Source organism: Streptomyces sp. NPDC059080 (assembly GCF_042739975.1).
GTDB classification, from domain to species: domain Bacteria; phylum Actinomycetota; class Actinomycetes; order Streptomycetales; family Streptomycetaceae; genus Streptomyces; species Streptomyces benahoarensis.
Window position 1 is genome coordinate 147,939 of sequence record NZ_JBHYGX010000012.1, and the last position, 22,455, is coordinate 170,393.

General features: G+C 70.7%; 18 protein-coding genes and 2 pseudogenes. 9 read left to right on the forward strand and 11 right to left on the reverse strand.

The window, feature by feature from the left end; translation table 11 throughout:
• Positions 1–283: 283 nt before the first annotated feature.
• Positions 284–859, forward strand: a complete 576-nt coding sequence (locus ACFWWQ_RS13170) for a TetR/AcrR family transcriptional regulator (protein WP_384594785.1) — start codon at positions 284–286, stop codon at positions 857–859.
• A 78-nt stretch (positions 860–937) separates the two neighbouring features.
• Here ACFWWQ_RS13170 and ACFWWQ_RS13175 read toward each other — a convergent pair whose 3' ends face one another.
• Both ACFWWQ_RS13175 and ACFWWQ_RS13180 read right to left on the reverse strand, forming a co-directional pair.
• A complete protein-coding gene (locus ACFWWQ_RS13175; protein WP_384594788.1) occupies positions 938–2,335 on the reverse strand; it encodes a GNAT family N-acetyltransferase in 1,398 nt (465 codons plus the stop codon).
• 120 nt (positions 2,336–2,455) lie between these two features.
• On the reverse strand, positions 2,456–4,069 hold the full coding sequence (locus tag ACFWWQ_RS13180; protein ID WP_384594791.1) for an alkaline phosphatase D family protein: 1,614 nt from the start codon (positions 4,067–4,069) through the stop codon (positions 2,456–2,458).
• A gap of 502 nt (positions 4,070–4,571) precedes the next feature.
• Here ACFWWQ_RS13180 and ACFWWQ_RS13185 point away from each other — a divergent pair.
• A complete protein-coding gene (locus ACFWWQ_RS13185; protein WP_384594794.1) occupies positions 4,572–5,318 on the forward strand; it encodes a GntR family transcriptional regulator in 747 nt (248 codons plus the stop codon).
• Between the two features lie 300 nt (positions 5,319–5,618).
• On the opposite strand, the gene ACFWWQ_RS13190 is transcribed toward ACFWWQ_RS13185, so the two are convergent.
• From ACFWWQ_RS13190 to purB, 3 genes are all read right to left on the reverse strand, one after another.
• Positions 5,619–6,776, reverse strand: a complete 1,158-nt coding sequence (locus ACFWWQ_RS13190) for an ROK family transcriptional regulator (RefSeq protein WP_384594797.1) — start codon at positions 6,774–6,776, stop codon at positions 5,619–5,621.
• A 111-nt stretch (positions 6,777–6,887) separates the two neighbouring features.
• On the reverse strand, positions 6,888–7,451 hold the full coding sequence (gene mug / locus ACFWWQ_RS13195) for a G/U mismatch-specific DNA glycosylase (protein WP_384594800.1): 564 nt from the start codon (positions 7,449–7,451) through the stop codon (positions 6,888–6,890).
• Positions 7,452–7,474: 23 nt separating this feature from the next.
• Entirely contained in the window at positions 7,475–8,908 is a 1,434-nt protein-coding gene (gene purB / locus ACFWWQ_RS13200; protein WP_384594841.1) for an adenylosuccinate lyase, read from the reverse strand.
• A gap of 249 nt (positions 8,909–9,157) precedes the next feature.
• Here purB and ACFWWQ_RS13205 point away from each other — a divergent pair, with 249 nt between their 5' ends.
• The 3 genes and pseudogenes from ACFWWQ_RS13205 to ACFWWQ_RS13215 form a co-directional block, all read left to right on the forward strand.
• A complete protein-coding gene (locus tag ACFWWQ_RS13205; RefSeq protein ID WP_384594803.1) occupies positions 9,158–9,751 on the forward strand; it encodes a recombinase family protein in 594 nt (197 codons plus the stop codon).
• Positions 9,727–10,725 carry a recombinase family protein gene (locus ACFWWQ_RS13210; RefSeq protein WP_384594806.1) on the forward strand — a complete coding sequence of 333 codons (999 nt, stop codon included), beginning with the start codon at positions 9,727–9,729 and terminating at the stop codon, positions 10,723–10,725. The genes ACFWWQ_RS13205 and ACFWWQ_RS13210 overlap by 25 nt, the downstream gene beginning before the upstream one ends.
• A gap of 188 nt (positions 10,726–10,913) precedes the next feature.
• Positions 10,914–11,042, forward strand: a pseudogene (locus tag ACFWWQ_RS13215) (flavin reductase family protein); the annotation flags it as partial.
• Between the two features lie 965 nt (positions 11,043–12,007).
• Here ACFWWQ_RS13215 and ACFWWQ_RS13220 read toward each other — a convergent pair.
• The 5 genes from ACFWWQ_RS13220 to ACFWWQ_RS13240 form a co-directional block, all read right to left on the reverse strand.
• Positions 12,008–13,684: a DUF4157 domain-containing protein gene (locus ACFWWQ_RS13220; protein WP_384594809.1), complete on the reverse strand. Its 1,677-nt coding sequence runs from the start codon at positions 13,682–13,684 to the stop codon at positions 12,008–12,010.
• A 384-nt stretch (positions 13,685–14,068) separates the two neighbouring features.
• On the reverse strand, positions 14,069–14,956 hold the full coding sequence (locus ACFWWQ_RS13225) for an ISAs1 family transposase (protein WP_384594844.1): 888 nt from the start codon (positions 14,954–14,956) through the stop codon (positions 14,069–14,071).
• Positions 14,913–15,239: a transposase family protein gene (locus tag ACFWWQ_RS13230; RefSeq protein ID WP_384594811.1), complete on the reverse strand. Its 327-nt coding sequence runs from the start codon at positions 15,237–15,239 to the stop codon at positions 14,913–14,915. The genes ACFWWQ_RS13225 and ACFWWQ_RS13230 overlap by 44 nt, the downstream gene beginning before the upstream one ends.
• A gap of 205 nt (positions 15,240–15,444) precedes the next feature.
• Positions 15,445–16,032, reverse strand: a complete 588-nt coding sequence (locus tag ACFWWQ_RS13235) for a hypothetical protein (protein ID WP_384594814.1) — start codon at positions 16,030–16,032, stop codon at positions 15,445–15,447.
• Positions 16,033–16,130: 98 nt separating this feature from the next.
• On the reverse strand, positions 16,131–16,541 hold the full coding sequence (locus ACFWWQ_RS13240) for a hypothetical protein (protein WP_384594817.1): 411 nt from the start codon (positions 16,539–16,541) through the stop codon (positions 16,131–16,133).
• Positions 16,542–17,091: 550 nt separating this feature from the next.
• Here ACFWWQ_RS13240 and ACFWWQ_RS13245 point away from each other — a divergent pair.
• The 4 genes from ACFWWQ_RS13245 to ACFWWQ_RS13260 all read left to right on the forward strand — a co-directional run bounded on the left by ACFWWQ_RS13245 (position 17,092) and on the right by ACFWWQ_RS13260 (position 21,433).
• Positions 17,092–17,598, forward strand: a complete 507-nt coding sequence (locus ACFWWQ_RS13245; RefSeq protein ID WP_384594820.1) for a hypothetical protein — start codon at positions 17,092–17,094, stop codon at positions 17,596–17,598.
• Between the two features lie 397 nt (positions 17,599–17,995).
• A complete protein-coding gene (locus ACFWWQ_RS13250; RefSeq protein WP_384594823.1) occupies positions 17,996–18,661 on the forward strand; it encodes a response regulator transcription factor in 666 nt (221 codons plus the stop codon).
• 32 nt (positions 18,662–18,693) lie between these two features.
• The gene (locus ACFWWQ_RS13255; RefSeq protein WP_384594826.1) at positions 18,694–19,371 is read left to right on the forward strand and encodes a DUF4255 domain-containing protein; all 678 of its coding nucleotides are present in this window, start codon (positions 18,694–18,696) and stop codon (positions 19,369–19,371) included.
• Positions 19,316–21,433 carry an ATP-binding protein gene (locus ACFWWQ_RS13260; RefSeq protein WP_384594829.1) on the forward strand — a complete coding sequence of 706 codons (2,118 nt, stop codon included), beginning with the start codon at positions 19,316–19,318 and terminating at the stop codon, positions 21,431–21,433. The genes ACFWWQ_RS13255 and ACFWWQ_RS13260 overlap by 56 nt, the downstream gene beginning before the upstream one ends.
• A gap of 77 nt (positions 21,434–21,510) precedes the next feature.
• On the opposite strand, the pseudogene ACFWWQ_RS13265 reads toward ACFWWQ_RS13260, so the two are convergent.
• Positions 21,511–22,455: pseudogene (locus tag ACFWWQ_RS13265) on the reverse strand (hypothetical protein); the annotation flags it as partial.

The window sequence follows — 22,455 nt, forward strand, 5'->3', positions numbered from 1 at the left end:
TCGACCGGAAGTCAAGCTCTCCCGCCCGCCGGGGCTCCCGCGCCGGGACGGCGGGCCCACAGGAGGGGAGTGCACCGCTGGGACGGGCGTCGGCGTGGGCGAAAGGACGAGGCCGGGACGCCGGGCGGCAGGAACTGGCCGCCGCACCGGCGGACCTGCCCATCCACACCGCTCGCGTCAGCCGCTACGGTGGACCTGAGCGGACAGTTGTCCACATCGGGGAAACCTAGCGGACGGCTGTGCGCGCAGCAAGGTCCCGCCGGCCGTTCCCGGAGGAGGACGGGTGGACAACAAGCGAGAACCCGCTCTGCGTTCGGACGCCCGGCGCAACCGCGACCGCATCCTCGACGCCGCACTCACCGAACTCACCCGCGACGCCGGCACCCCGCTCAGCGCCATCGCCCGGCGGGCCGGTGTCGGCCAGGCCACCTTCTACCGCAACTTCCCCAACCGGGAGTGCCTGGTGCTGGAGGTCTACCGCCATGAGGTCGGCCGGGTCGCCACTCTCGCCGCCCACCTCCTGCGGACCCGCGCCCCCGACGCGGCGCTCCGCGAATGGATGGACCGCCTCGCCCGGCACGCCATGGCGAAGGCGGGGCTCGCCGAGGCGATCCGCAAGGCCAGCGCCCCCGGCAGCCTCGCCGCAGTCGGCCGCGCCCCGGTCACCGCCGCCGTCGCGCTCCTCCTGGACGCCAACGCCCGCGCCGGGACCATTCGCCCCGGCGTCACCCCCGACGACTTCCTCCTCGCCATCGCCGGTCTCTGGCAGCTCGACCCCCACGGCGACTGGCAGGCCCGCGCGGCCCGGCTGCTGGACCTCGTCATGGACGGCCTGCGCACGGGCGCGCCCGGACCCTGAACCCGCGTCAGGGAAGGCATGGTGGCGTCCCGGTGCCACCGCGGGACCGCCGTGCCCGGCTCCTGCCGGAAGAGGCCGTCAGCCCAGGCCCGGGGACTCGCCGGAGGTGGTCGCCGGGCGGGTGGTGCGGAGGGCCGGTTCGCCCTGCGGGCGGGTGGTGATCACCAAGGTGCCCTCCTCGATCTGGTAGTCGAGCGGCAGGCCCAGGCCCCGCATCGCCGCGACCATCCCGCTGTGGGACGCCTGCGTGATCGCGTAGACGCTTTCGCAGCCCGCCTCACCGGCCATCGCCACCAGACGCCGCAGCAGGTCCGCGCCGATGCCGCGGCGCTGCCAGGCGTCCTCGACCAGCAGCGCCACCTCGGTCTCGTCGCCGTCCCACAGCAGATGCCCGAGCGCCACCAGACGGCCCGACGCGGTCTCCACGGCGAGGGTGCGGCCATGGTGCGGGCCGAGCAGATGCCGCAGGTAGGCGTCCGCGTCGCCGACCGGACCGTGGTAGCGCCGGGCCAGCGTCGCCGGTGAGCAGCGGCGGTGCATCGCCACGGCCGCCGCCAGGTCGTCCGGCCCGGCCCGGCGGATCGTCAGATCGTTGCCCTCGGGCAGCGTCAGCACCTCACGGCGCGGCGGCATCCGCTGACCCAGCCGGCGGTCCAGCTCGACCAGTGCGTGCACCCGCGCGAACTCGGTGGGCGTAAACGGCAACTGCGGCCTCTCGACCATCAGGGAACCCCCGGAGGCGTCCCGGAACTTCATGAGGTGGTCCTCCAGCACGCCCTCGGCGGGCGGCGGCTCGGCGGGCCGCCCGTGCAGCGGACGTGCCGGTACCGAACGGATCGTGCACCGGCCCAGCAACTGCCGTAGTGCCAGCGGCAGTTCCGCGGAGTCCAGTGCCGTACGGGTGGCCAGGCCCAGCATGCGGGCCGGCGCGTCCACCAGATCGTGTGCGTCGGCCCGCTCCAGCCAGGTGTGTGTGCCGCCCGCACCGGACACCGCGCCGGTCAGCTCCTGCGGGGTGAGCGTCCCCGGGGCGCGGAGCAGGAACTCATCGGCCGTGCCCGCCGAGAGCGGATGGGTCTGCAGGCTGAGGATGTCCACGCGGTGCCCGGCCAGCGCCGTGCACAGTGCGGCCAGGCTGCCCGGGGCGTCCTGGACGGTGGTGCGCATCCGCCACAGCGCCGTCTCCGCCGCGGGCGCCGTGGCACCCGGGGCGGCGAGCGGCGCCGCGGCGCCGGTATCGGACGGCGGTGGCACGGGATCGTGGCGGCGTGGCCGCCGGGAGCGCAGCCCGGCCACGGCCGGCCAGGTGGCGGCGAGCCCGACGGCGCAGAGCAGCAGCGGCACCGCCGGGCCGTGGAGCAGGGTCCCGGCGGCGGTCGCCGTGGCCGCGACAGCGGTGCACGGCGCCGCCAGGGCGACGGCGTCCCGGCGCCGGTGGCCCCGCCGGGTGGAGGTGTCGGAGGTGGTGTCGGTCATGGCGCCAGCCTCGCCGCCCGGTGTTGCCTGGCCGCCAACGTCTTGTGTCCGACGGGTAAAAACCGGTAAGGGGGGCAAGGGAGGCAAGGGCGACAAGGGGAGCATTCGCGGCATTGGTCTTTACTGTCCTACTCGTCCCGGTTGCAGCACCTTGCTGAAGAGCACGTCATCGCCCTCCCGTCCGTCGCCCGGACCACTGTCCCGCCGCAGCCGGACGGTCATCTCGCCGCTGCCGCCGTCGATGTCGATCTCGCCGAAGTACTGCGGCGACTCCGCGGGCGAGGTGTTGGCGCGGTCCGGCGCCTGCACGAAAGCCTGCCGGGGGCCGAACGTGCCGTCCAGCTTCACCGCCGGGAAACCGCCCGCGTGCAGCGGCCCCGACACGAACTCCCAGAACGGTTCGAAGTCCTTGAAGGCCGCCCGCTCGGGCGCGTAGTGCTGCGCCGAGGTGTAGTGCACATCGGTCGTCAGCCACACCGTGCCGGTGATCCGCCGGTGCTTGATGTGCCGCAGCAGTTCGGCCAGTTGCAGCTCCCGGCCGAGTGGCGCGCCCGGATCGCCCTGCGCCACCGCCTCGACGTTCTCCTTGCCGTCCGGCACGACCAGCCCCAGCGGCATGTCCGACGCGATGACCTTCCACACCGCGCGCGAGCGCGACAGCTCCCGCTTGAGCCAGCGCAGCTGCTCCGCGCCGAGGATGCCCTGCGGGTCGTCGGTCTGCCGCCCCGGCGAGTTGGCGTCGCGGTAGCGGCGCATGTCCAGCACGAACACGTCCAGCAGCGGGCCGTGCCGCACCACGCGGTACACCCGCCCCTCGTGTCCGGGCCGCAGCGTACGGATCGGGAAGTACTCGCTGAACGCCCGCAGCGACCGCGCCGCCAGCACATCGGCGTCCTTGACGGTGTACCGGTCGTCGTCCAGCAGCTGTCCCGGGTACCAGTTGTTGTGCACCTCGTGGTCGTCCCACTGCGTGATCGTGGGCACCTGGGCGTTGAACGCCCGCAGGTTGTGGTCCTGGAGGTTGTAGCGGAACGCGCCGCGGAACTCGGCGGTGGTCTCGGCGACCTTCGCCTTCTCCTCGGTCGTCACGTTCCGCCAGATCCGGCCGTCGGGCAGCGTGACCTGTGCCTCGATCGGGTTGTCGGCGTAGATGTTGTCGCCGCTGCACAGGAAGAAGTCCGGATCGCGGCGGCGCATGTCCGCGTAGATGCGGTAGCCGCCCCGGTCGGGGTTGATGCCCCAGCCCTGCCCGGCCAGATCGCCCGACCAGAGGAAGCGCACCCCGTCGCGGCGGTGCGCCGGAGCGGTCCGGAACGTGCCGGTCACCGGCTCCCCGGAGCGCCGCGGATCGCCCGGGTCGGCGAGCCGCACCCGGTAGTGGATCTGCTCGCCCGGCGGCAGACCGTGCACCGCGGTGACGCCGGTGAAGTCCGTCCCGGCGCCGACCACCGGGCCGGTCCAGGTCCGGGCGTTCCGGAACGCCTCGGTGGCCGCCGTCTCGACGATCATCCGGGCCGGGCGGTCGGAGCGCACCCACACCAGGCCCGAGGTCGCCGTCACCTCGCCGACCTGGGTGCCCCACCGGGCCACGGGCCGTCCGCTGCGGGCCTGCGCGGGCGCGGCGCAGGACAAGATGGGCAGCGCCAGCGCGGCGGAGCCCAGCGCGGCGGAACCCACCGCGGCGCCGCGCAGCAGGGACCGCCGTCCGAATCCGCCGCCGGATCCCGGTGCCATCAGATACCTCCGTGAAGTCGCACCCATTCGGTGACGTCCCGTTCGTACAGCGCCTCGGTGCCCGGTCGGCCAACTCCCGGTGAACTCCGGCCGACCGCCACCACCGCGCACCGGGCCATGGTGACAAAGCCTCCGCACCCAAGACCACCCACCGGCGGCGACCTTGACGGCTCCGCTACACGGACCGGGACGACCGGAATCCGGACCGCCCGGGGTCTTCGTACGGCGGATGCGGCCGCCGGGCCGGGGAGTTCGGGCGGTACGGCGCGGGGCGGGAGCCCGTCGCGCGGCACGCCGTCGCGCCGGCCGCGCGATGAGTCATCGCGCCCCGCCCGTCGATTCCTCCACTCCTGGCCCATTGGTCTTGACCAAGGATGGGGCCCGGCCTATCGTCGGCGATACTGCAACAACCTTTAATAAAGAAGCGCTCATAACCGGTCCGCCCATGGACAGCGGGTGCGGAGAGCGGCCCTGCGGGGCAACGGCCGAGGCGGAGGACAGGGTGGGGACCACGCAGCTCGAAACGGTGCCGGAGCCGAAGTACTGGCACCTCAAGACCGTACTCAGCGAGGCGCTGGACTCGGAGTTCTCCGTCGGCGAGATCCTCCCCAACGAACGTGACCTCGCGGCCCGGTTCGGCGTCGCCCGCGCCACGCTGCGTCAGGCGCTGGAGCAGCTGGAGCTGGAGGGCCGACTGCAGCGCCGCCGGGGCGTGGGCACCACCGTCGCCCCGCCGCGCGTCGGCGTCGCCGTCGACCCGGCCCGCCACACCTGGCCCGGCGCCGCCGGGGACGACTGGGAGCCCGCCGACGCCGGTAGCACCGACACCGTCCCGGCGCCCGTCGCCCGCCTGCTGGAGGCCGAGGCGGGGGCGCCCGTGCATGTCGTCCGCCGCAACCGCGTCACCGCCGGGCGCCCCGTAGCCGCCGAGCTGCTGTACATCCCGGCGGCGGTGGTCCCCGGCTGCGCGGAGATCGCCGCGGTCAGCGCCCCGGCCCGGGCCCGCGCGGTGCTGGATGCCCTGGCCGCCCACGAGCTGGAGGGCCAGGACCGCACCGTCGAACTGGGATCGGCCAGCGCCGAGGACGCCAAGGCGCTCGACCGGCTGCCCGGCGCGCCCGTCCTCGTCGTCACCACCCGCTACGTCTCCGGTGGCCGCCCCGCCGCCGTCGCGGTCTCCACCTACCGTGCCGACACCTGCCGCCTCACCTTCGGCGAGAGCGAAGCGGTCTCCCTGCTCGCCGGCTGACCGACGACGCACCCCCGGGCCCGTACCGCACGGCGGACGGGCCCGAGGTGTGTCCGGGGGCGGACCCGCCACGACGGGTCGGCGTGTGACGGGGGCGATCAGTACCGGATTCGCCTGATTCTGGGGTCACGCGCCACATTCCGGGTCCTGGACGCCGAAGAAAAGGCCGAAGAAAAGGCCGAGATGATCGAACGTGGCGGCCCTACGTAACAGGCCGTGAGAGCCAGGACGAGACATCGCCCCTGCCCGCAGCCGGGCAGGGGCTCACTCGTACTCCTGGTCGGTGCAGCGGGGGCGCCGCTACCGACGACCCGTCACCGTGCTTTCCACGGCGAAGAGTTCACCCTCCACATGATCGAGCGCCAGCCGCAGTGCGCCGGTGGCGACCGCCGTTTCGCCCAGCTCCGACAGTGCCACCTGCGGGGGCCGCAGGCAGTAACGCGCCAGCTCGTCGCGGAGCGGGTCGAGGACGTCGGCGAGCCCGGTCGCCCAGCCGCCGATCACCACCAGCTCCGGGTCGAGCGCCAGCACCAGCGCCGCCACATGGTGCACCAGCCGTTGCAGGAACCGGTCCCTCGCCTCGCGCGCCCGGGCGTCGCCCTCGTGGGCCAGCGCGAACACCTCGGCGACCTGCGTCTCGTCGAGCGGATGCAGCGGCTTCCCGGTCGTCGACAGCAGCTTCTCCGGTGTCGCCTCCCGCCCGAGCAGATGGAGCGCGCCGAGCTCCCCGGCCGCCCCGCCGAATCCCCGGTGCAGCCGCCCGCCGATCAGCGCACCGGCCCCCGGGCTCAGCCCCGCGAGGACGAAGACGATGTCGTCGCTGCCGGTCGCCGCGCCGCTCCAGTGTTCGGCCACGGCCGCCGCGTTGGCGTCGTTCTCCACCAGCACCGGGCAGCGGAACGAGCGGCGCAGCCGTTCGCCGAGCCGCAGTCCCGTCCAGCCGGGCAGCGCGGTGCCCAGCCGTACCGTGCCGTCCGCCTCCACGATCCCGGGGCTGCCCACACCGACGGCCCGCAGGGAGCGGCGCGGTACCCCGGCGCGGCGCAGCAGCTCGGCGACGGCGGTGCGCACCCGCTCCAACCGCTCGTCGGCCCCGGCCCGTTCGCCGACCGTCCGCTGCGTGGAGTCGATGACGCGTCCGCCGAGGTCGGACAGGAGGACGGAGACGCGGTGCGGGCCGATCTCGATGCCCAGCAGATGCCCGGCCTCGGCCCGGAACCGGAACCGGCGCGCGGGCCGCCCCTGACGGCGCGCCTCACCCTCCTCGGCGGCCGCCTCGGCCACCAGCCCGGTCTCGATGAGCCCTTCGACCACGCCCTCGACCGTCGGCCGGGACAACCCCGTCACCTGCACGAGATCGGTGAGCGTGGGGGAGTCGGCGGCGCGCAGGGCGTGCAGCACCACCGCCGAGTTGATCCGTCGCAGCAGGGAGGGGTCCCCGCCGGTGAGCCGCCCCAACGTCCGTCTCCTCGCCTCGGTGTGTGGCGGATCGTAGCCGGTGAGCGCGGTCCCGGCGAGCCCCGAAGGCCCGCCGAGGAGACTGTCGCGGGACGTCGTACGCGGCCGGGCTCAGGCCGTGGGTACGGCCTCCTCGCCGAACGCCGCCTCGCGCAGCCGTCCGTACTCCTCGGCCATCGCCGCCACCGTCCACCGGGCGTTGAGGCCGCTCGGGTTGGGCAGCGCCCAGATGCGGGTGGCGCCCAGGGTGCGGTCCTGCGGGCCGATGGCCGCGTGGCGGTCGCCGAAGGCGGTGCGGTAGGCGGTGACGCCCGCGACGGCCAGCCAGTGCGGGCGCAGCCGCGCCACCTTCTCCGCCAGCAGGCGGCCGCCCTCGCGGAACTCCTCCGCCGTCAGCTCGTCGGCCCGGGCGGTCGCCCGCGCCACGACGTTGGTGATGCCCACCCCGAACGAGGGCAGCTCACCCTGCTCGGCGGGGGCCAGCAGCCGCGGCGTGAAACCCGCCGCGTGCAGCACCGGCCAGAAGCGGTTCCCGGGCCGGGCGAAGTGGTGCCCGGTCACCGCCGTCATCAGGGACGGGTTGATACCGCAGAACAGGATCCGCAGGCCGGGCGCCGTCACGTCGGGGACATGACGGCCGCGCGCGGCCTGCAGCTCCTCAGGGGTGAAACCCACGGCGGTACGGTTCCGGATCCCGGTCAGAGGATCGCGCCGGGCGTGTACGCCGCGGCCTCCGGGTGCTCCCCGGCGACCTTCCCGATCCGCTCCACCACCGACGCGACCTGGTCGGCGGCGGCGCCGGTGAACGACAGCTTGTCGGCCATCAGCGCGTCGAGCTGCGCACGGTCCAGCGGGATACGGGAGTCGGCGGCCAGCTTGTCGAGGAGTTCGTTGCGCTCCACGCCCTGCTCGCGCATGGCCAGCGCCGACGCCACCGCGTTCTCCTTGATCGCCTCGTGCGCCACCTCGCGGCCCACCCCGGCCCGCACCGCGCCCATCAGCACCTTGGTGGTGGCGAGGAACGGCAGGTAACGGTCCAGCTCACGGGCGACGACGGCGGGGAAGGCACCGAACTCGTCGAGCACCGTCAGGAACGTCTCCAGCAGACCGTCCAGCGCGAAGAACGCGTCGGGCAGCGCCACCCGGCGGACCACGGAGCAGGACACATCGCCCTCGTTCCACTGGTCGCCCGACAGCTCACCGGTCATGGAGGCGTAGCCGCGCAGGATCACCATCAGGCCGTTGACGCGCTCGCAGGAGCGGGTGTTCATCTTGTGCGGCATCGCCGACGAGCCGACCTGACCGGGCTTGAAGCCCTCGGTCACCAGCTCGTGACCGGCCATCAGCCGGATCGTCTTGGCGAGCGAGGACGGCGCGGCGGCCAGCTGCACCAGCGAGGTCACGACGTCGTAGTCGAGCGAGCGCGGGTAGACCTGGCCGACGGAGGTGAAGGCGCGGCCGAAGCCCAGGTGGGCGGCGATCCGCTGCTCCAGCTCGGCGAGCTTCGCGGTGTCCCCGCCCAGCAGGTCGAGCATGTCCTGTGCGGTGCCGACCGGACCCTTGATGCCGCGCAGCGGGTAGCGCGCCAGCAGCTCCTCCAGCCGCCCGTACGCCACCAGCAGCTCGTCCGCCGCGGTCGCGCACCGCTTGCCGAGGGTGGTGGCCTGCGCCGCGACGTTGTGCGAGCGCCCGGCCATGACCAGCTCGGCGTGCTGGGCGGCGAGCGACCCGAGACGGGCCAGCACGGCCACCGTGCGGTCGCGCATCAGCTCCAGCGACAGCCGCACCTGCAGCTGCTCGACGTTCTCCGTCAGGTCGCGGGAGGTCATCCCCTTGTGGACCTGCTCGTGCCCGGCGAGGGCGTTGAACTCCTCGATCCGGGCCTTGACGTCGTGCCGGGTGACCTTCTCGCGCTCCGCGATGGAGGCGAGGTCGACGGTGTCGAGGACCCGCTCGTAGTCCGCCAACGCCTCGTCCGGGACCTCCACGCCCAGGTCCTTCTGCGCGCGCAGAACGGCGAGCCACAGCTTCCGCTCCAGCTTGACCTTGTACTCGGGGGACCACAGCACGGCCAGCTCGGTGGAGGCGTAGCGGCCGGCCAGGACATTGGGGATGCGGGGCTTCGCAGTCACAGCAGTCACATGACCAGAGTCTACTGTCGCTTTCCGCAGGCCAGCGCCCCGGTCCCGGCTGTACGTTCCTCCAGGGCCGCCGCCGGTGGCCGCCGGGCGTTCAGCCGTCGTACGGCAGCAGCGCGGGCCGCTTGGCGGGGCGGCCGTCCCCGGACGGTGCGACACCCGCCCAGGAACCTTGCACGTAGGGTAGAGGGCGCGTACGGCAAGGGGGCGGCGCAATCCGAGCACCAAGGAGCACCACCCCTGATGGCCGTGAAGCCTCTCATAGACCTCTATCTGCGCAAGAGCAAGAACTTGCGGGAGGACGACCATCGCCGAGAGCAGTCCACCGACACACAGGAGGCATCCGGGCGTCGCTGGGCCGACCGTAACGGCTACACCGTCCGCCATGTGTGGGTGGACCTGGCGTCCGGCTACAAGGCGGATGCCAAGCGTCCCGACTTCGACAAGGCGCTGGCAGCGCTACGGAACCGTGAAACCTCGGCGCTGTGGTGCTACATGGTGGACCGGTTCTCCCGACGGGGTGCGCGTGCTGTCCTCGACGTGATCGACCCGGTAGACGGCACCGAGCCCGGCCGCCTGATCTTTGAGTACGACAACCTTGACTCCGCGAACGAGCGGGACAAGCGCTGGATCTTGAACCGGGCGATGGATGCCAAGGAATCCAGCGATCAGCTTTCCGCGCGTACGAGGGAGACCAAGCAGCAGCAGCGGGAAGATGGGCAGTGGGTTACGGCTCAGCCCCCGTACGGCTATCGCGTAGAGATCGTCGGCAAGCGCCGTCGGCTCGTGCCTGACCCTGACCGGGCCATGTCGTGCAGGAGATCTTCCGGCGGGTGAGCGCTGGCGAATCTGCGCGGACGATCTCCGGTGACCTGAACGCGCGAGGCATTCCGGGTCCTTCTGGAGGTGCGTGGCGGCACGCAGCGATCAGCCGGACCATCTCGCACCCTGCCTATGCGGGATGGCAGGTGATCAAGGAAGGGCGGCGGCTCGTCGCCTACCGGAACGAGGCAGGGGAGCGCGTCAGCCTGGGCACTGAGCTGGTGGATGAGGCCGGGCAGCGGCAGGCACAGGGCGTAGCGGCAGGCAAGGTCCGTCCGCTGGCCGGTGACGGAACGCCGGGCCCTGGCAAGGCGTCTCATCTCCTCACGGACCTGCTGCGCTGTGACGGGTGCAAGCGCGCGATGACCTTCCGTGGGATCTCGTACAAGTGCGAGAAGGAGCGGGCGTGCGGCATCTGCCCGGCCCCGGCGTCCGCGTACGCCGGCGCACTCGAAAGGGAGGTTGTCGGCCGCTGGCTCAACGTCGTCACGGCGCTGGAACCGGCCAACGCCCTGGCGGTCAAGATCGCAGAGCGCTGGGCGGCTCTGACGCTCCCCGAGGAGACCGAAGAGGTGCGGGGGGGGGGGGGGGCACGGGAAGCCCTCGACGCTGCAGAATCGTCCCTGGGGCGTCTCATGGTGGACAGGCAGGCAGGGTTGTACGACGGTCCGGCTGCCCGATATTTCACTCCGTTGCATCGTGATGCGATCGACGCCGTGGATGCCGCACAGAAGCACTTGGACGCCGTGGCCCCGCGCGCTGTCATCGACACGAGCATCGTGGACGACGGCCAACTGTTGCGGGAAACGTGGGAAGCGGCAGAGTTGGACATGAGGCGCAGCCTCCTGCGCCTCGCCATCGACCGCGTGACCGTGCGTAAGGCCCCGTACCAGGGAGCACGCTGGAATGGTGAATCCCGTGTGGCGGTGGAGTGGGCTGCCAACGAGGGGACGGCGCTTCCGGCAGACAACGGGGAGCCAGCAGCATGATGCCGGAGCGGTGAGTGTCAACCTGGCGGCGCTGCGGCGGTCGGCTCCCGGTTGCGTCACGTCGCAGGAGGCGTGAGAGGTGACTGCTACCAGATGGCCCTGATTCCGGGCACTTCCGTCGAATCCGCGACTGCCCCGTGCCCTGGGGCCCCGCAGGCCCTCGGTCCCGCTGATGGATACCGATCACTATGCGAGTTGACTTCGACCCCGCTGAGGTCCCCCGCACCGACTTCTACCGGCTGCTGACCGCTACTGCTGTGCCCCGGCCCATCGCCTGGGTGTCTACGGTCACCGCCGACGGGATGCTCAACCTTGCATCTGCGTAGTTGTGAGGGAAGCGGTATCGGTTGAGGCGGACGTTAGTCCTGGTCGGCGGGGTGGTGCAAGGGGCGGGGGAGTGGGGGTAGGCGGTGCTGCGCGGCCTGCGTGGCGTTCATGTGCCTTCCGCCTCGTTGACGCTGTCCATCACCGTCTGGTGAGACGCCCTTTGGGGCAGTGGCAGGCGGTTACTGGTGTCTTTGGGTACCAGCAGGTTCTTCGTCTGCTGGTGGTACGCAGCGCTACCTGCTCCTGACCTGCAGTAACGGGTGGAATCGCCGATGCGCAGCCAAGTTGGTCCGCACCTGGTCCGGATCTTGGAATGGGGCGCCAGTGGCGGAGCTCTCAGCGGTCCTACATGGCACATGCTGGCGAAGGGTGTCCAGAGGCGTCCGGCAGGTCCAGGGTGGGGGCTTTGTGCCTGGTCGGAGCTGGGAATCCGATAGGACGCAGCCCCGTCCGTGATATCTGCGTGAGAGCTTGCTAGGTGGCGGAGCCCTGCCGATGCGATCCGGCAGGGCTCCGTCATGTGATGGGTACGGCAGTGTGCGTACGGACGGGCCTGTTATACGGAGGTGGGACCTGTCCTGCGTGCTGGGGCGGGCGGCTCCTCTCCGGGTGCGCGCGGTGCCGCTGGTGAGGTGTCACGGCCTGCAGGGCTGACTGCTGCTGTTTCCGCTTCGGGTTCTGCCGCGGCCCGGTAGCCTCGCCGCGCCGCTGGAGACTGGGCCGTCTGTGCAGCCGAGGTCAGTTGCCGGGTGGCTCACTTTCATCAGGAGGAAGGCACCCATGCCCTTCGATGATCAGGGCACGAATGCCCATCCCTCCACAGGTCGCGAGATCACGGAAGCAGGCTGGCAGGCCGTTCGCCGAGATGGGCGAGTTCGCGACGGCGGTCGCCGAAGGGGGCGCTGATGGCGTGCGCTGCGTACTGCAGCCGGGCGACAGGGGGTCCAGCCGGGTGTCAGGGGGTCCAGAGGAAGTCGATGGCGGCTGTGGCCTGGTCGCGGGTGACCTGGGCCGTGGTGCTCAGGAACAGCAGGTCGAACGTCTTGTTCGCCACGTCGAGTGCCTGAGGTGTCGTCGTGCGCTGGTTCGCCGCATCGGGCGCGTCGACCTCCAGGTGCCTGATCACGTGCTCGGTGACATCGTCCTTCAGTTGTTCCGCGATGATCTTCCGGTCCGCCGGAGTGTCCGTCATGTGCTGCAACGCCGTGCCGATCGCCGTGACTACCGCGTCCACTGCGTTCTTGGCCTTGGGGGTCGATGCCGTGGATTTGCTGAGCCGGTTCCACCAGGCGGTCAGCACCTCTGGTGTGGGCGTCGACACGATCTCCCGGCAACCGTTCTGGAGGGCGATGCTCACCGTGTTGATCTCGGAGTTCTCTGCTCCGCCGCCCGCCCACAGGTTTTCGGCGGAACTGTTCATCAGGTACGCCGCTTTCATGAGCACCTGCGCGTGGTCACGGGGAATGCGGTTCTCGTTCCCCAACTGGGCGGGGGGCATCCGCGTGAGGAAACCCTCTGCCTCGTCGCTCATCCCCTCGTGCACCCCGGCGCCGAGTTTTCCGGTCAGGTAGGTGATCAGGTCGTCACCTTCCGTGGCGTACGCGCGGTTGAGAAGGCCGCGGATGTTGTGCCAGGCGGTGATGTGCCGCCGGTGCTGCGTCGGCTTCAGCGGCAGGGCCTTCTGCAGGTCCCTGGCGAAGCTCGGTCTGCCTTCCAGCTCTGCGTCGTTGACGCGCAGGGTGCCGAAACCGCCGAGTCCGGGTGCTGCGGTGCCACCGTCCAGAAGGTAGTCGATGATGGCCTGGACGGGGTTCTTCCGGTCGGACACACCAGTGGTTGCCATGGTGTATGCCGTGGACAGTTCGAGGTAAGCGGTGCGTTCTTCGTCGGACGTGGCCTGGAAACCCGGCAGGACCCGCCTGATCTCGTCGAAGCTGTCGTCGTAGTCATCGATCCAGTGGCCGAACGCAGCACCGTGGTTCTTGAGCTCCGTGAGCAGTTCGTCCAGCATCTTGCCCTGCGGGGCGGCGGGGACCGGCCGGTGATCGAGTTGCCGGAGGCTCTTGTGCGGAGCCCGCTGGACCACGGTGTCCGCCCGGTGCTCACCGGGACGTTCCGGGTGGTCCGTGTGCCCGGACTGCGGCGGTGGTGTCGCCAGCGCCCGCGCCGCGTTGGCCTCCGCCGCGCGCTCGAAGCGGTCCGAGGGGTCGGACACCCGCAGCCCGGTTCCGTTGTCGGTGCCCGCGACGGGGCCCTGGCGCTGCTGGATGACGTGGGTGAGTTCGTGGGCGAGGGTGTGCGGGTCGGTGCCGCCGGTGCCGAGGACGACATGGCTGCCGGAGGTGTAGGCACGGGCTCCGAGGTCTGCTGCGGAGGTCCGGGCTGCGGTGTCGTCGTGGATGCGGACGTCGGAGAAGTCGGCGCCGAGACGGGCTTCCATGTCGGTGCGGGTGGCGTCGTCGAGCGGGCGTCCGCGGCTGCGTAGCACGTCGTGGACGGCGGAGTTCTGGGCGCGGGCGGCACTGTCCCCACCGCCCTCGTGCTGAGCAGGGCGTCCGGTCGCCTGCTGCTGGAGCATCCGTACGACGGCGGTGTTCCCCGCGGTGCTCTGCAGGGCAAGCAGGTGCTGCACGGGTGCCGGAGCAGTGGGCGGGGCCGGGCGAGCCGTGTGCCGGGTGGCGTTGCTGTCGGTTCTGCTGTCCGTCCTGCCGCTGGTTTCGCGGGACCGCATCGGCGCCTCCGGAGTGTGTTGAGCCTTGCTTCTGGATAGCCCGGTCCGGTGAGCCCAAGCCAGAGGAAAAGGGGCAGCGGCGAAGGTAACGAAGGTGCCCCATCGGGCAGTTCATGAGACGGCTCGGATCCTGGCGGCGCGCTGGACGGTCAGCGACCGTCCTTCTGGTCCGGGTCCGGGTCCGGGTCCGGGTTCGGGGCCGGGTGCCGGTACGGGGGTCACGACAAATGTCATGGTGGACAGCTGACTTTTCACATCGTCTGAGGGGTCAGGGCTGATGCGTTCTCAGGTTTCAAGATCGAGTAGTTGGAGTGCGTGGTCAGTTCGTGACCGGTAGTGGTCGGTGGCGGCGGCGATGTTGGTCCATCCGGCCTGGCGGATGAGGCCGATGGCGAGGTTGCGGAGAGTCGCCATGGCGCGGGGGGCGGTGCCGGTGCGGACGCTGGAGGCGTCTTCGGTGAGGGTCACATCTCGTACGTGGTGCAGAGCTTCCACCTGCCAGTGCCCGCGGATGAGTTCGGCGAGCTGGGATGTTGTGGCCTGGTCGGGGGTGAGGCTGGTGACCGCGTAGATCGTCTTGATGGTGGTCTTGCCGGTCCTGCGGTTGGTGCGGCGGCGCTTGACCTCGATGGCCTGGACGGCGTAGGGGAAGAGCAGTCCGGGTTGGACGGTGCAGACCTTGAGCCGGCGGATCTCACGGCGTCCGTGTCGCTGGTCGCGGGTGCGGTGCTGCAGGGGGACCTCGCGCCAGGGCAGGCGCCGCAGCTGACGGCGGAGCTTTTTCTGATTGCCCTTGACGACCAGGATGTAGTGGGCGCCCTGAGCGGTGATCTGCTCGGCGTGACTGGTCTGGGTGTGCAGCGCGTCGGCGGTGATGACGTGGCCGCGCAGGTCGAGTGGCTCAAGCAGTGGGGCAAAGGCGGGGATTTCGTTGCTCTTCGCGGCGATCTGCCGCTGGGAGATCACGGCCTGGCTCTCGTGCAGGACTGCGGCCAGGAGGTGGACGGCCGTCCGGCCGTCACGGCGGCTGCCGCGTACGGCCTTGCCGTCGACGGCCAGTCCCACCAGTGCGGGCGCCTCGCCCTCGACCGGGTCACGGGAGTACCGGGCGAGCCAGGCACCCACGGCGTCATCGAAGGCGTCGCCGTCGATGCGGGACAGCAGGCGGCCCAGGGTGGTGGCACGGGGGCAGACGCGTCAGACCGATACGTGTCCGTATTTCGGGGGTGGCATCGACGGCGAACCGGGCGATGCCGGCCAGGGTGGTGGCACCGCCGAGAACCGCGAGCAGGCACAAGGCGAGCAGGGAGCCCAGCCGATAGCGACGGCCCCTCACCCGCCTCGGATCGGGGAGCCGGTCCAAGACCTCACGGAGCGAGGCGAGTTGCTCAGGCGGGCAGGGCAGGCCAACGTCCCCGCAGTGGCGCTGCAGGACGTCGATCAGGGAGGATGACACGCGAACGCGACCCCCATTTGTGATCAAAGGCTTCGAGAACCTTGATCATCGGGGGTCGCGTTCACCGCCTCCAGTCCGGGCAGTCCGGCCGCCTCGGCGCGTGCACACACGATCAGCTCATCTCGCTGAGTGAGAACGCATCAGCCCTGCACCTACGGGAGGGATCTTTGCGGTACGAGTCGTCCGTGAATCTTCACGACTGAGTTCAGTCGTCGGGCATGTCCCAGCCGTCACAGTCCTTGATGTCGTCGTCGCAGCCATCTACCTCATCAGTGGCAATGGTGTTGAGGCGCCACAGGATCAGACCGGTGCCGTCTTTGACCGGGTTAATATTTGCAGTGAATGGTTTGCCCGGCGGGATGTTGAACTGATCCGCCTCAGGATCCCCGCATCCGATTCCATAGGCTTGCTCTTGGTCGCCACGGGAAAAGGTGAGAGTGAGTTCGCCGATGCCTTGGGTGTTACAGGTGATGTCGAGGCGGTACGGCCTGCTCCCTGTGGCCTTGAATTTCTTGGCCATTCCCGTCGTGATGTAAGGGTTGTCGGTTTCGACAAGCACAGGGTGGGTGCCATCGCCGTCATAGGCATCCAATGCCCGCTGAGCCCGTTGCAATCCCCTCTTGGGGTTCCATGCGGAGGTACTGCTGCCCGATGCTGTCTCTTCTTGCTGAGGAGATGTGGACTCGTGCGCCGAGGGGCCATCTGATTTCTGGCTCTCGTGGGTCTCGCCTTTGGCGCAGCTAACGGCAAGGGCAGCGGCAGCGCAGAGCGGAACGATATGGCGAATTGGCATAGTGGTCATCGTATATGTACCCTCCGGCGCCCGGGCGGGTCGCCCAGGCGCCGGTCACCAGCGGTATCTGGTCGTCTGTATTGCGGTGTCGTAACGCATCAGGTCGAGGGGGGAACGAGCTGGTACTCGCGACCCAGGGCATCGGCTTGAGTGTTGCCATAGATAGACACTTCGCCGTCGGACCAGCGGACGAAGATGTCGTCCTCCCCCAGATTTCCATCGAATTCCCCGGGGATGATCACGTCTGGATGCATCCAAAGGCTATTCGGGGCCTTCAACTGGTTTTCCTTCTTCAGCCCATTGGCACCGAGGTCTTCATATATCGTGAGTTCGCCGCCCGACCAGCGGACGAGCAGGTCGAAGTCGGAGTTGACAGAGCCGTCGAAGTCGCCACCCGCAATGGTTGTGGCGTAGTTCTTCCAGGGACTGTTGGGGGCAAGGAGCTGCTGTTCTCCGTGAATGCCGGAGCCGTCGACGTCGGTAACTTCGTCACTTCGCCGTCCATTCAACGAACCACGAGGTCGTCAGGCCACTTGTTGCCGCTGTACTTTCCGGTAGCAGTGCCCTTGGCGTACTTTCACTCCGAGCCAGCATCAGCAATCTTGATTTCGTGGCGCAACCCGCACGGTGCGGACATCGCCGCCGTCCGCCTTCTTCGACAGCGGCAGTGTGGCGGCCTCGCCGTTGAGCTTGACCGCGGGTTAGAGGTGACCCGGCAGGCTCGTCGCCCTTGTTCACCGCGGTGTTCAGAGGTGGTCACTCTGATGGCCCGCGAAGCGGCGCTTCACCGTGACGTGCAGCTTGTCGCCGACGCACGGCGGGCCGTCCGGCCCGATGGCCCTACCTTGTCGCTGGCGCCGGCGACGACTGCGGCGGCGTGCTGCTGACGCCGGGCGGCTCCAAGGCCGCCCGCCCGGCCAGGCATCCTGCGCCCGTCCTCCATCGACGTCCGGTCGGTTCGGGCCCGCGCCGTGCAGGCGTGCGCCGGCACGGCGCAGGGAGTATGTGGGTGGCTGGCTGAGGCGTTGACGGAACCCGGCAGGAGTTGTACCAGGCTATTTGGGCAGAATCGACTGGAACGCGGTGAAGGTCCAGCACACCACATCAGACAAGGGACACGGCCGCCGTGAGTCCCGCTCGATCAAGACCCTGGCCATCGCCGACAACCTCGGCGGCATCGCCTTCCCCCACGGCAAGCTCGCCATCCGCGTCCACCGCCGCCGCAAAGCCTCCGACGCGAAGGAGACCCGCGAGACGGTCTACGCGGTCACCAGCCTCGACACCCACGAGACGAAACCCGCCGACCTCTCCACCCACCTGCGCGGACACTGGATCCTGGAGGCCCAGCACCACATCCGCGACCGCACCTTCGCCGAGGACACCTCGACCGTCCACGCCGGCAACGCACCCCGCGTGATGGCCACCTTCCGCAACCTCGCTGTCGGCTGCCTCAAGACCCTCGGAGCGACCAACATCGCCAAGACCACCCGCGCCATCCGCGACCAACGAGAACGAGCCCTCCTCATCCTGGGCATCGCCCACAAGCGCGACCTCAACGGAACTTGATCAAGCCCTGGCAAAGAGTCCCGCCAACCGGATCCCCGCGATCGCGACCATCTTTATTCGGTAATTACACTTCCCCCCCCGGAACCGGAACGAGGGTCACACCCCTCACTGCAAACTCTCGGGCATCACGCACACAATTCGCCAGATGGCCGATTCCCATCCAGTGAGCAACGGCTTCGAAACCCTCCAACACCACCCTGACCTGCAAAAATAATATCGGTTCAACCTATCTCCCACTTTTTCTTCAACAATCCCGTTACAGCGGGATCGTGTGCGCACCCCTCCCCTCTGCCACCGTCATCTGATTGCATATCAAGTGACATCATCGCGAGGACGCGGATCGACCGCTGCGGAAATATCTCCGTGCCGACGCGGCGATCGGTAGGGGGGACGACAATTGCGCGGGTCATTCAGGACGGCCGTGGAGGAACCCGCAGAGCGCATTCCTGTCGTGGTGCACGCGCCGGATCCCATCTCCCGGGAAGGGACCATCAGTCAGCTGCGTGGCCATGCCGTGATCGACCTCGTCGACGAGGCGACCGCCCAGCAATCGGGCGGCGTCGCGGTGCTGCTCACCGAGTCCCTCGACGAGACCATGCTCGGCTGGCTGCGGCGGCTGGTGCGCAGCGACGGTATGCACGCCGTTCTCGTCGTGAGCCTGATCCGCGAGGCGGAGCTGCTGGACATCATCGAATGCGGGGTCGGCGCCATCGTCTGGCGCCGCGAGGCCACCGGCAACCGCCTCCTCCAGGCGGTCGTCGCCGCCTCCCGGGGCGACGGCGACCTCCCCGCCGATCTGCTCGGACGGCTGCTCAGCCAGGTCGGTTCGCTGCGCCCGGGCACGCTCGGTGTCCCCGGTGCCCGCCCCTCGGGGCTCTCCCAACGCGAGGTCGACGCGCTGCGGCTGGTCGCGGAGGGCATGGACACCAATGAGATCGCCCGGAAGCTGGCGTACTCCGAACGCACCGTCAAGAACATCATGCAGGGACTGACAACCCGTCTGAACCTGCGCAACCGCGCGCACGCCGTGGCCTATGCGCTGCGCGAGGGCTACATCTCGTGAGGGCCGTACGCGGCCGACTGGAGCGACACTGAATGATCCACGAAGTGGACGAGGTCATCGAAGGGCTGCTGACCGGCGGGGTGCTCGCCGGCACCGGCATCGAGATCGCCTTCGACGCGCCGACCCGCACCTGGGCGTCCCGGCGCAACTCCCCCACCCTCAACGCCTATCTGTACGACATCCGTGAGGACACCGCACGGCGTGAGGGCGGCACCATGCCGGTACGCGACGAGCGGGGCGCCGTGGTGCGCCGGCGCCGCCCGCCGCGCTGGTTCCGGCTGTCGTACCTGGTCACCGCCTGGACGAAGCGGCCGCAGGACGAACACCGGCTGCTCTCCGCGGCCCTCGCCTCGTTGCTCCCCCACGAGCTGCTGACGCCCGCGCAGCTGCCGGGGTCGCTGGGGGCGCTCGGGCTGAGCGTGCCGCTCGTCGTCGGCGCGACGCCGGGCGACGCCCGCTCGCGCGCCGAACTGTTCTCCGCGCTCGGCGGTGAACTCAAGCCCTCCGTCGACCTGATGCTGACCGTGCCGTTCCCGGGCTTCCCCGAGTACGACGCGGGCCCGCCGGTCACCGAGGGTGCGGTGGTCTCCGCCCGGGAGCTGGACGGCCCCCTCGCGGACGAGCCCCGCGCGCACCAGGAACGCCACCTCAAGGATGTGGCACGGCCCGCGTCCGCCGCCGACACCGCGGAGGCGCCCGGTGAGCGGTGAGGCGCCCGGCCCCACCGCCGACCCGGCCCAGCCGCTGGCCGACCGGCTGGCGGCGCTGCGGGAGCGGGTCGCCGCGCTGGTCGCCCGGCGTGGCGCGGACGACCCGACGGCCGACGATCCGCTGCGCGGCCTGTACCTCTCCGACGACGCCGTACGCCACCGGCTGCGCGGCGGGGCCGAGGCCGGGGGCCCGCCGCCCGAGGGGTGGGCGGAGCCGGAGCCGGCGGACGGCGCCGCGGAGCCCGGCGACCGGCTGGGCCTGCTCGCCCGGCGGCTGGGGCTGACCCCGCTGGACACCACCGTCCTGCTCATCGCCCTCGCCCCCGACCTGGACCGCGGTTTCGAGGCGCTGTACGGCTACCTCAACGACGACGTCAGCCGGCGCCGCGCCACCACGGGGCTCGCCCTCGACCTGTGCGGGCTGCTCGCCACGGACGGTGCGGGCGCCGCGGCGCGGGCCCGTTTCCATCCGTCGGCGCCGCTGTCCGCGTACGGCCTGCTGCACATCGAGGAGGCCGACCGCCCGTTCCTCGGCCGGGCGCTGCGCGTCCCGGACCGCGTCGCCGCTCATCTGCTGGGCGACGACACCCCGGACGCCGCGCTCGCCGGGTACGTCACGGAGCTGCCCGGCACCCCGGCGGACGAGCCGGCGGATCCGGCCGACCGGCTCGGTGCGCTGCTCGCGGCGGGCCCGGCCACCGTCCATCTGCGCGAACACCGCGACGGCGACGGGCTGTCCCGCGCCGCGGCCGCGCTGCGCGCCGCGGGCCGTGCGGCGCTGCACTACACACCGCCCGCCGCGCCGCGCGGACAGCAGCCGTCCGAGCACGGCGCGGCGCCGGAGGACCGGGGCCCGGTGGCGGCCCTGCTGCGCGAGGCCCGGCTGCGCGACTGCGCGGTGATCGTCGCCCCGCTGCCGGACGAACCGGGCCCGCTGATACGGGAGGTGGCGGCGGAGGACGTGCCGGTGCTGCTGTGCGGGACGCGGCCGTACGACCCGCTGTGGTGCGCCCGCGATCCGCTGGTGCTGGAGGCGCCGCGGACCCGGGCGGGCGCGGTCGCCACCTGGGAGGCGGCGCTCGGCGCGGACGCCGCGACGCCCGGCCTCGACCTGGCGGCGACGGTCGCCCCGTACCGCCTCGACGGGGACCGGATCCGGCGGGCCGCCCGCTCCGCGCGGGCCCTGGCGGCCCTGGAGGGCACCGCGCTGACCTCCGCGCACCTGCGGCACGCCGCCCGGCAGCAGTCGGCGTCCGGTCTGGAGCGGCACGCCCGGCGGATCCGCCCGGACGTCGACTGGGGTGATCTGGTGCTGCCGGACGGGCCGCTCGGACAGCTGCGGGAGCTGGCGCTGCGTGCCCGCCACCGCGACCGGGTCCTCGGCGACTGGCGGCTCAGCGCCGGCGGCGGCCGGGGCCGGGGCGTGCTGGCGCTGTTCGCCGGGGACTCCGGCACCGGCAAGACGCTGTCGGCGGAGGTGGTCGCCGCCGACCTCGGCCTCGACCTCTACGTCGTCCAACTCTCCTCCGTCGTCGACAAGTTCGTCGGCGAGACCGAGAAGAACCTGGAGCGGATCTTCACCGCGGCGGACCGCACCGACGCGGTGCTGCTCTTCGACGAGGCCGACGCCGTCTTCGGCAAACGGTCCGAGGTGAAGGACGCGCACGACCGGTACGCCAACATGGAGAGCGCCTATCTGCTGCAGCGGCTGGAGGCGTTCGACGGCATCGCGGTGCTGACCACCAATCTGCGGGCCAACATCGACGACGCGTTCACCCGGCGTCTTGACCTGGTCGTCGACTTCCCGTTCCCCGATGCCGGGCAGCGGCTGGCGCTGTGGCGGCACAGCCTGGCGCACGTACCGTGCGTGGAGGGCATCGATCCGGGGCCGTGCGCCCGGGAGTTCGAACTGTCCGGCGGTTCGATCCGCAGCGCGGTGGTCACCGCCGCGTACGCCGCCGCCGGGCGCGGCGGGCCGGTCACCGACGCCGATCTGCTCACCGGCGCCCGCCGCGAGTACCGCAAGGGCGGACGGCTGGTGCTCGACGACACCGGCTGGTGAGCGCGGTGCCGGTCCGGTGGCATGGCCGGACCGGCACCGTCACACACAAGGGCCCGCCGTCCTCGGGCGGTTTCTAGCTAGCACTGAGGCAGGCCGGGGGCGGGGTCCTGATTCGTGCTCACGTCCACCGCCGGAACATTGCCCCAATAATCCTCGTCCTCGAAGTGCGTCCAGTACCAGATGTCGTTGCCTCCCGAGTGAGAGCGGCCATGCCCCCAGCATGAATACCGGCTGGAGGTACCGGCGGGGAATGTGTAGACAACATCGGAACTGTAGTTGCGTTGGCGGTACAGTTTGATCCCTGGCTTGTTGCCTGTGCAGTACAGGACCTTGGAGCGGACCTCGCACTTGGCGGCATGGGTGGGCAGGCTGGTGTGCGACTGGCCCTCAGGCGTGTTGCGCCCGGATGGCGTTTCGGCAGGAGGCACTTTCTGCGGTGTTCCATCGCCGTCCCCTCCGCCACCCGGAGTCTTCTTCGGCTCCTCCGTGGGCTGCTGCGGCGTCGGCTGGGCAGACGCCGACGGCTGGATGGTGTGCGCGGTCTGGTCGGGCGTCTTGTCCGTCGCCTTGGTGGCCACGTCCGGCTTGTAGGTCAGCCAGATCATCACGAACGCGATGGCGAGTCCCAGCAGCAGGCTGAGCAGCACCCCGAGCCAGCGCGGCAACAGCCCCGGCTGGACGTACGTACCGCGCACCGGCAGCGGTTCGGCGCCGGAGCGCTGCACCGACAGCGTGTAGGGCCGGGACTGCTTGGCACCCGCCCAGATGATCTGCCGCGGCTTGAGGGTGGTCTTCAAGAACGCCGCGCGACCCGGCTCGACCTGCACATTCGCCGGGTTGATGTCGTACGACAACTGATCGCTGTTGTCGTGGCCGCTGACGGACGCGGTGAGCTTGACGTTGCCGAGGTTGTCGATGGCGAGCCTGGGACGGCCACGGAACCGGCCGGTGACGTTCGTCGGGACGAGTTCGGCGCGGACCTCGCTGAACGGGGTGACGGTGAGGTTGCCCTCGGGAACGGT

Excerpts from the sequence above, each read along its gene's own strand:
- ACFWWQ_RS13175 (WP_384594788.1), bottom strand. The coding sequence starts at position 2,335 with ATGACCGACACCACCTCCGACACCTCCACCCGGCGGGGCCACCGGCGC.
- ACFWWQ_RS13180 (WP_384594791.1), bottom strand. The coding sequence starts at position 4,069 with ATGGCACCGGGATCCGGCGGCGGATTCGGACGGCGGTCCCTGCTGCGC.
- ACFWWQ_RS13205 (WP_384594803.1), top strand. The coding sequence starts at position 9,158 with ATGGCCGTGAAGCCTCTCATAGACCTCTATCTGCGCAAGAGCAAGAAC.
- ACFWWQ_RS13235 (WP_384594814.1), bottom strand. The coding sequence starts at position 16,032 with ATGCCAATTCGCCATATCGTTCCGCTCTGCGCTGCCGCTGCCCTTGCC.
- ACFWWQ_RS13255 (WP_384594826.1), top strand. The coding sequence starts at position 18,694 with ATGATCCACGAAGTGGACGAGGTCATCGAAGGGCTGCTGACCGGCGGG.
- ACFWWQ_RS13260 (WP_384594829.1), top strand. The coding sequence starts at position 19,316 with ATGTGGCACGGCCCGCGTCCGCCGCCGACACCGCGGAGGCGCCCGGTG.